Raw genomic sequence first — 4,905 nt, 5'->3', positions numbered from 1 at the left:
TGCAGGAGACTGCCCTGGAGTTCCGCGCGCAGCGCGGGGGTGAGGACGGCTCCGGCACGGTCGACGAGGAGGGCCATCTCGTAGCCCACCAGACCGATGTCGGAGTCGGGGGAGGCGAGGACGGCCAGGGCCGATCCGTCGCTGACCGCCATCAGGAACAGGAAGCCCCGCTCCATCTCGACGACGGTCTGGTTGACCTCGCCGCCCTCGAAGATCCGGCTGGCGCCGGAGGTCAGCGAGGTCAGCCCGGAGGCGACCGCGGCGAGCTGGTCGGCGCGGTCCCGCGGGAAGCCCTCGGACATGCACAGCAGGAGACCGTCGGCGGAGACCACCACCGTGTGCGACACCCCGGGGGTGTTGTCCACGAAATTGGTGATCAGCCAGTTCAGGTTCTGTGCGGCCTGGCTCATCTGACTCAACTCAACGCTCCTGGTGGTTCGAGCCGCCGAAGAGATCGGTGCTGTTGTTCTGCTGTCCGTTGCCGGACCGGCCCTGCTGGGAAATTTCTTGGGGATCGATCCGGAAACTACCGGTCGCACCCGGGTCGCCGCCGGCGCTTCGGCCCTGCTCCACGCCGCGGCGCAGGTTGGTCAGGCGCCCGCGCACCTCCTCCGGGTTGCGGGAGACCTGCGGGCCGTCCTGCGGAGTCGGCTTGGCGTTGCCGGGGACCAGGTTCTGCTTGGGCACCCGGCGCGGCAGACCGGACGGCGTGGTGCCGCCGGCCGCGGGCTCGCGCAGCTGCTCGGCGCGCTGCCAGTCACCGTCGTTGGGGGACTGCCAGTCGCCGGCCGGCGAGCTGGTCGGACCGGTCGGGCCGTAGCCGCCGAGCGCCGACACCTGGTGGCCGCGCTGCTCCGAGTCGCTGCCGGTGTCCCGGGCGCCGGTGAACCAGTTCGGCTTCTCGCCGTCCGAGCGGCCGCCCTGGTCGCCGCCGCCGAACGCCGATCCGGCGCCGGCGGACGAGCCGGCCAGCTGCTGGCCGGGACGGCGCTGGGGCAGCCCGGAGCCGAGCGTCCCGCCCTGGGCGGGCGGCAGCGCCGCCGGGGGCTCGTCCTGGCCGTAGGGGTGCCCCGCGGGCGCCTCCCCGGCCCGGCCGCCGTCGAACGGCTGGTAGCCCTGGTCGTACTGCTGGTCGTAGCCGCCGCGGCCGTACTGGTCCTGGCCGTACGGCTGGCCGCCGTACTGGTCCTGGCCGTACTGGTCCTGACCGTAGTCCTGGTAGCCGTCCTGGGCGTAGGGCTGCTCCTGGCCGTACGGCGCGCCCTGGAACTGCGGGTCCTGGTACTGGGCGCTGCCCTGGAACTGGTCGTCCGCGTACTCGGGGTACTCGCGGTACCCGTCCTGGGCGTACGGCTGGCCGGCGAACTGCCCCTGGCCGTACTGGTCCTGCTGCTGGTAGCCCTGGTCGCCGTAGTTCTCGCCGTACGGCGGCTCGACCAGCTCGGCCTCCAGCGGCTCCTGCTCGCCGTCGCCCTCGCCGGACTCCAGCGCCGCCAGCCGGCGCTGCTCGAGCCGCTGCGAGCGCTGGACGGACTCCAGTGCCGGGCTGAAGCCGCTGGTGCCGGTGTTGCCGGTGAGGTGGTCGTCGAAGCCCAGTTCGGCGGCGCTGCGGGCCGGACCGACCTGGTCCCAGGCCTCGGCGGCCGGCTCCTGCTCGGCGAAGATGCGGGAGACCGTGAACTCCTCCTCCGGCTCGGGACGCGCGCTCAGCTGGACCAGCATCTGCGGGAGCATCACCAGGGAGGTGGTGCCGGCGGACTCGCCGGAGGGGCGCAGCTGGACCCGGATGTCGTGGCGCTGCGAGAGGCGGCCGACCACGAACAGGCCCATGCGGCGGGAGATGGTGGCGTCGACCGTGGGCGGCTCGGCCAGCTTCTCGTTGATCTCGGCGAAGTCCTCGGCGGTGAGGCCGATGCCCTTGTCGTGGATCTCCACCAGCACCCGGCCGTCCGGCAGGCGGGTGGCGTTGACCAGCACCCGGGTCTGCGGGCTGGAGAACGAGGTGGCGTTCTCCAGCAGCTCGGCGAGCAGGTGGACGAGGTCGGTCACGGCGGGGCCGACGACGTCGGCGTCGGGTATGCCGGCCAGCTCGATGCGCTCGTACTGCTCCACCTCGGAGGCGGCGGCGCGGAGCACGTCGACCAGCGGCACCGGGGTGTTCCAGCGGCGGCCCGGCTCCTCACCGGCGAGGACGAGGAGGTTCTCGCCGTTGCGGCGCATACGGGTCGCGAGGTGGTCCAGCTTGAAGAGGTTCTCCAGCTGGTCCGGGTCGGCCTCGTTGTTCTCCAGGTCGGTGATCAGCGCCAGCTGGCGCTGGATCAGGCTCTGGCTGCGGCGCGACAGGTTGGAGAAGATCGCGTTCAGGTTGCCTCGGAGCAGGGCCTGCTCGGCGGCGAGCGAGACCGCCTGGGCGTGGACCTGGTCGAAGGCGCGGGCGACCTCGCCGATCTCGTCCTTGCCCCACAGCGGGATCTGCGCGACCGAGGTGTCCACCCGGTCCGGGTCGGTCTTGGAGAGCTTCTCGACCAGGTCCGGCAGACGGTGGTTGGCGATCTCCAGCGCGGCGCTGTTGAGCACGCGCATGCCGAGGATCATCGAGCGGGCGATGAAGCCGGTGAGCAGACCGGCCAGCGCGAGCGCCGCGATCACGATCGCCGAGTTCAGGATGGCGTCGGTCTGGGCGCGCGACTTGATGTTCGCGGCGCCGGCCACGACCTGGTCGAGCAGCTTGTTCTCGGTGTTGCGCAGGGTGTTGATGTGGCCACCGGTGGCCTGGGTCCAGTTGTCGAGGTTCAGGCCCTCGGCGGTGGCGGCCTCGAAGGTCGCGCGGGCCTGCTCCTTGCCCTTGGACTCGCCGGCCGCGGCGGCCGAGGAGTACGCCATGCCGATGTTCAGCAGGCCCTGGACGGTCGGGATGGCCTGGCCGCCGGGCATCCGGTGCGGGGAGCGCAGGTCGGCCGAGGCCTGCTCGCCGATCGCGTCCGCGTAGACCTTGGCGTCCTCGGCGGTGCTGCCGGTGGTGAACTCGCTGATCGCGGTCTGCTCGAGCTTGGCCGAGACCAGCAGGGTCTGGATCAGCTCGACGTTCTCGTACTTGGTGACCGTGTTGGTGCCGATGCCGACCAGCAGGTGGGTCATCAGCACGCGCTGGGTCGAGGCGGAGGCCTTGGCCAGCGACATGGCGTAGATCGAGCGGCCGCGGCTGGTCTCGCTGGAGCTGCCGAAGCCGACGGAGTTGTCGACGGCCAGCAGCGGCGCGAACATCGCCGAGTAGGCGGCCGGGGTCGCGGTGGCGAACAGCTCCGGCTTGTAGGCGTTGTCCCGCAGGTGCGGGAGGTCGGCGACGAGCAGCTGGAACGCCTCGTTGCGGCGGGACAGCGTGGCGTCGTCCTTCACCTTGGCGAAGGCCTTGTTGTAGGCCACCAGCGCCTGGTCGGTCAGACCGCGGTACTTCTTCACGTCCCCGTTGGGGTCGTTGCCGGTGATCCGCGGCGCGGCGGTGAAGTCGCGCTCGTTCTCCAGGGCGTCGGCCAGCTGGGTCGCGGTGCGCGCCAGGTCGGCGGTCTTGAGCGCCTTGTCGGCCTTGACCCAGTCGTCGAACGAGGTGTTGACGCGCAGACCGCCGAAGACCAGGCCGATGATGACCGGGATCAGCAGGATCGCGACGAGACGGGTCGGCACCCGCCAGTTCAGCGGGGACAGGAACTCGTACCGGCCGCCGGCGGCGGCACGCCGCTCGTCGGTGTCGGAGCCCTTGGGCGACTGGCCCGGCTTGGGGCCGCCGCCGAGCACGACGGACGGCCCGGGGCCGGTCCGCTCCTCGGTGGGGCTGAACGCGGAGAACCCTGCGGGTGCCTGGCCGCTACCGCCCGGCTCACTCTGGCGGGGCTCTGAGCGCTGCGGGGTGACTGGCTGCTTACGCCTCACTCGACAACAACCTCTCGACCGACTGGCGGCCATGGATCTATCCAGCGGCTTCCCCCGGTGGCCGCAGCCCGCTGTGGGTGGAACTGCCAACGATGACTACGGGGTAGCTGGAATTTCAGCACGTGCAGGGATTCGGGACAAACAGCACTCCGTACCCGGTCAGGCACGAGCAAATTGGACATTTGTGGGCAGGTGACCCCAAACCTCAAGGTCATCCGCGCATATCGGATCGAGTCGGTCACTGTGGGTCAATGACGATCTCCAAATGCCTACCGAACCGTTATGCGCCACAGCGCCCGTGCCCGCCCCCGCCCGAGGGGCGGAAGGCGGGCACGTGCCGTACCTCACGGAGGAGGGCCGGCGGGTCAGCGCAGTCTGGCCAGCAGGGCGTGCTCGACCAGGGTGATCAGGGCGCTCTTGGCACTGTCCCGGCGCCGCGCGTCCAACGCGATGATCGGGGTGTCGGGGCCGAGCTGGAGTGCTTCGCGGACCTCTTCGGGGGTGTGCGGCTGGTGGCCTTCGAAGCCGTTGAGGCCGACGACGAAGGGCAGGCCGCTGTTCTCGAAGTAGTCGAGGGCGGGGAAGCAGTCGGCGAGGCGGCGGGTGTCGACGAGGACGACGGCGCCGATGGCGCCGCGGACGAGGTCGTCCCACATGAACCAGAAGCGGTCCTGGCCGGGGGTGCCGAAGAGGTAGAGGATCAGGTCCTCGTCGAGGGTGATGCGGCCGAAGTCCATGGCGACCGTGGTGGTCGTCTTGCCCGCGGTGTGGGTGAGGTCGTCGATGCCGGCGCTGGCGCTGGTCATGACGGCTTCGGTGCGCAGCGGGTTGATCTCGGAGACCGCACCGACGAGGGTGGTCTTGCCCACGCCGAAGCCGCCCGCGACGACGATCTTCGCCGAGGTGGTGGCGCGGCTGGGGGCGGCCGCGTTAGAGCTTGCGAAGTCCACTGAGGACCCTTTCGAGCAGCGTGACGTC

General features: G+C 70.8%; 3 protein-coding genes. All 3 read right to left on the bottom strand.

Going from position 1 to position 4,905, the window contains the following annotated elements:
- Positions 1–410 (bottom strand): roadblock/LC7 domain-containing protein (locus AC2TEW_RS38225; RefSeq protein ID WP_033822066.1); only part of this gene is annotated, 410 nt, incomplete at its 3' end.
- Positions 411–420: 10 nt separating this feature from the next.
- Complete coding sequence (locus tag AC2TEW_RS38220) at positions 421–3,927, bottom strand: nitrate- and nitrite sensing domain-containing protein (RefSeq protein ID WP_484627774.1); 3,507 nt, start codon at positions 3,925–3,927, stop codon at positions 421–423.
- A gap of 365 nt (positions 3,928–4,292) precedes the next feature.
- Positions 4,293–4,877, bottom strand: a complete 585-nt coding sequence (locus AC2TEW_RS38215) for a GTP-binding protein (RefSeq protein WP_033823131.1) — start codon at positions 4,875–4,877, stop codon at positions 4,293–4,295.
- Positions 4,878–4,905 lie beyond the last annotated feature (28 nt).

It is taken from the genome of Kitasatospora sp. NEAU-CNBT7 (assembly GCF_057220535.1).
The sequence above is the reverse complement of the archived record's forward strand: the minus strand, read 5'-3'. Positions and strand labels throughout refer to the sequence as shown.